The organism is Blastomonas sp., from assembly GCF_041747255.1.
Lineage (GTDB): Bacteria > Pseudomonadota > Alphaproteobacteria > Sphingomonadales > Sphingomonadaceae > Blastomonas.
Window position 1 is genome coordinate 1 of record NZ_JBGTFM010000225.1, and the last position, 3,804, is coordinate 3,804.

Here is a 3,804-nt window from a genome sequence, read left to right on the forward strand (position 1 = left end):
ATTGCGGCGGCGGAGACCGGCCTGATCGAACCGGTGCTGGTAGGCCCAGAAGCGAAGACTCGCGCGGCTGCCGATGCCGCAGGCGTGGACATCTCGAAGCTTGAACTGGTGCCGGTGGAACACAGCCATGCCGCCGCCGCCGAGGCGTGCCGCTTGGCGCGCGCTGGCGACGTCGGGGCGGTGATGAAGGGCAGCCTGCACACCGATGAGCTGCTGAGCGCAGTGGTCGACCGCGATGCCGGGCTGCGCACCGATCGGCGGATGAGCCATGTTTTCATCTTTGAGGTGCCCGATTACCCGCGGCTGCTGCTGGTCAGCGATGCCGCAATCATCATCGCGCCCGATCTTACCGCCAAGAAGGACATTGTACAAAACGCCATCGACTGCGCGATTGCGCTCGGCATCACCGAGCCGCGCGTCGCATTGCTGGCGGCGGTGGAGACGGTGCATCCGGCGATGTCGGCCACGATCGATGCCGCCTCGCTCGCCAAGATGGCGCATCGCGGCCAGATCGTCGGCGGGCTGGTCGATGGACCGCTGGCGTTTGACAACGCCATCTCGCCCGCCGCCGTGGCGGCCAAACACATCGTGTCAGAGGTCGCAGGCCGCGCCGATGTGCTGATCGCGCCCGATATCGAAGCGGGCAACATGATTGCCAAGCAGCTCACCTATTTCTCGGGCGCGCTGTCCGCCGGCATCGTGATCGGCGCGCGCGGGCCGATCATCCTCACCAGCCGCGCCGATGACGCGGTGACCCGGCTTGCCTCCTGCGCCGCCGCGCTGCTGGTCGCGGGGCACCAGCGGTTGAAACCGCCGCGATGACCGGGCAGATGCTCGTCCTCAACGCAGGGTCGTCGAGCCTGAAGTTTGCACTTTTTGATCCAGGCACGCGGCCTGCCAGAATTGCGGCGGGCAATCTGTCGCGGATCGGTTCTGCGCCATGGCTCAAGCTCAGAATCGGGGACACGACCACTGAGACGCGCGCTGCCGCCGATGGCCCGATCGACCTGCGTGTCGCTGCGGCGTTGGTGTTCGACGCGCTGTATGCCAAGGGCCTGCTCGATGGCATCAGCGCCGTCGGCCACCGGATCGTGCACGGCGGCGCGATGTTCACCGCGCCGGTGCTGCTCGACGCTGCCGTTGTGGGTCAACTTGAAGCGCTGGTTCCGCTCGCGCCGCTGCATCAGCCGCACAATCTCGATATTGTCCGGTTTGCAGCAGAGCGCTTGCCGCAGGCCGCGCAGATCGGCTGTTTCGATACCGCATTTCACGCCGCGCGGCCCCGGCTCGATATGCTCTACGCCCTGCCCCGCGAGCTTACCGACGATGGCATGATCGCTTACGGCTTTCACGGCCTGTCCTATGCGCACATCGCCGCGCGGTTGCGGGCTCTTGATGGTGAGCGCGCCGGAGGCAGGACCATTGTGGCACATCTGGGCAGCGGGGCGAGCCTGTGCGCGATGCAAGGCGGCGTAAGCGTTGCAACGACTATGGGATTTTCGGCGCTCGAAGGGCTGATGATGGCGACCCGCTCGGGCTCTATCGATCCTGGCATTCTGCTGCATCTGATCGAAGCCAAGGGCATGACGGCCAGCGAGATCTCCGAGCTGCTCTACAGCCGTTCGGGGCTGCTTGGCGTGTCAGGCTTCTCAGGCGACATGCAGGTGCTGATCGAGAGCGACGCATCGCAGGCGCGCGAGGCGGTGGACCTATTCATCTACCGCACCGGCCGCGCCATCGGATCGCTCGCCGCCGTATTGGGCGGGCTCGACACGCTCGTATTCACGGCGGGCATTGGCGAGAATTCAACGATTATCCGCCAGCGGCTTGGCGATGCAGCGGCTTGGCTGGGGGTGCAGATTGACGCTGACGCCAACCAGCGCGGCAATGCTGTGATCTCCCCGCCCGGCTCTGCGGTCATGGCGCATGTCATCCCCGCAGATGAAGAACTGGCGATTGCCGAGGGCATGATAGCGTGTCTGGAAAACGGTTTGGACGGCTGACCGATGGCAGACAACACCTTGCCCACCAGCTTCCACGCGCTCACCGCCGACGTATCCGTGCAGCAAATGGACACGCAGACCACCGGGCTTGATCCGTCAGAGGCGCAGCGCAGGCTGCAACAGTACGGCCCAAACCGCTTGCCCGAAGGCGCGCAGCGCAGCGCCTTCAAGCGCTTCATCATGCAGTTTCACAACCTGCTGATCTATGTGCTGATCGCGGCTGCAATATTGGCGGCAGTCATCGGCCATATCACCGATGCGCTGGTTATCGTCGCGGTGGTGCTGGTCAATGCGATCATCGGGTTCGTCCAGGAAGGGCGCGCCAACAGTGCGATGAACGCGATACGGGCAATGATCGATCCGCACGCGTCCGTATTGCGCGGCGGCCAGCGGCTGACCATCGCTGCCGATGAAGTCGTGCCCGGTGATATCGTGTTGCTCGAAGCGGGCGACCGGATCGCAGCTGATCTCAGGCTGATCAAGGCGAGCAACCTCAAGGCCGACGAGGCGATCCTCACCGGCGAATCGGTGCCAGTCGACAAGCAGGTCGCGCCGGTTGCGGCCGATGTGCCGCTGGGCGACCGCTTCTCCATGGCGTTTTCGGGCAGCTTCGTCGCCGCAGGGCAAGGCGAGGGCGTGGTCATCGCCACCGGCGCGCAAACCCAGCTCGGCCAGATCAGCACCATGATCGGCAATGTGGAACAGCTCGCAACGCCATTGATCCGCCAGATGGATCATTTCGCGCGCCAGGTGACCATGGTCATCCTGGGCATCTCGGCGCTGGTCTTCGGCTTTGCCTGGTGGAGCGAAAGCTACTCAATCGGCGATGCCTTCATGGCGGTTGTCGGGCTGGTGGTGGCGGCAATCCCCGAAGGTCTGCCGGCCATGATGACGATCACGCTGGCGGTCGGCGTGCAGCGCATGGCGCGGCGCAAGGCGATCATCCGGCGGCTGCCTGCAGTCGAAACTTTGGGTGCGGTGTCAGTGATCTGTTCGGACAAGACGGGCACGCTTACCCGCAACGAGATGACCGTGTCACGGCTGGTCACCGGTGACGGGACGGTAAGCGTCGACGGCACCGGCTATGCACCGCTGGGCGGTTTTGCCAGCGACGACGGTGCGCTACTCGATCCCGCTGCCGAAACGGTGCTTGAAGCGCTCACCCTTGCAGGTCTGTTGTGCAACGATGCGGCGCTGCGCCAGGTCGATGATCGCTGGATCGTCGATGGCGATCCGATGGAGGGCGCGCTGCTTTCGGTTGCTGTGAAAGCTGGCCACAATGACGCGGTCGCCCGCGCAGAGTTTACGCGGATCGCCGAAATACCGTTCGATTCACGTCACCGTTATATGGCGACGCTCAACGCCCGCAGCGGACATCCACCCCAGCTGTTCGTAAAGGGGGCGCCCGAGACCATCGTCGCGATGTGCTCGGACGTGGCGACCGCTGCCGGCCCGCAGCCTATCGATGCCGCGCACTGGCTGGCGCAGATCGATGCGCTTGCCGGGGCCGGGCAGCGCGTCATCGTGGTCGCGCAACGACTTATGCCCGCCGCGACCAGTGTGCTCTCCAGCGATGATGTCAGCGGTGGCCTGACCTTGCTCGGGCTGGTCGGACTGATCGATCCGCCCCGACCTGAAGCGATTGCCGCCATCGCCGAATGCCACGCGGCCGGCATAGCCGTGAAAATGATCACCGGCGACCACGCCGTCACCGCGCGCGCTATCGCCATCGCGCTGGGCCTGGGCGATGACCCGCGCACGCTGACCGGCGCGGATCTTGACGTGCTGGATGATGCGGCGT

3 protein-coding genes are annotated in these 3,804 nt (G+C 65.1%); all 3 read left to right on the plus strand.

Translation table 11 applies throughout. From position 1 onward, the window contains the following. The coding region (locus ACEW8G_RS07985) for a bifunctional enoyl-CoA hydratase/phosphate acetyltransferase (protein WP_373487899.1) at positions 1–822 on the plus strand (822 nt) is incomplete at its 5' end. After that, positions 819–2,003, plus strand: a complete 1,185-nt coding sequence (locus ACEW8G_RS07990) for an acetate/propionate family kinase (RefSeq protein ID WP_373487900.1) — start codon at positions 819–821, stop codon at positions 2,001–2,003. The genes ACEW8G_RS07985 and ACEW8G_RS07990, both read left to right, overlap by 4 nt. Positions 2,004–2,006: 3 nt before the next feature. Then, a partial coding sequence (locus tag ACEW8G_RS07995) for a cation-translocating P-type ATPase (protein WP_373487901.1) occupies positions 2,007–3,804 on the plus strand: 1,798 nt, incomplete at its 3' end.

What these genes read in the sequence shown, in the direction of transcription:
- ACEW8G_RS07990 (WP_373487900.1), top strand. Translation starts at nt 819, where the DNA reads ATGACCGGGCAGATGCTCGTCCTCAACGCAGGGTCGTCGAGCCTGAAG.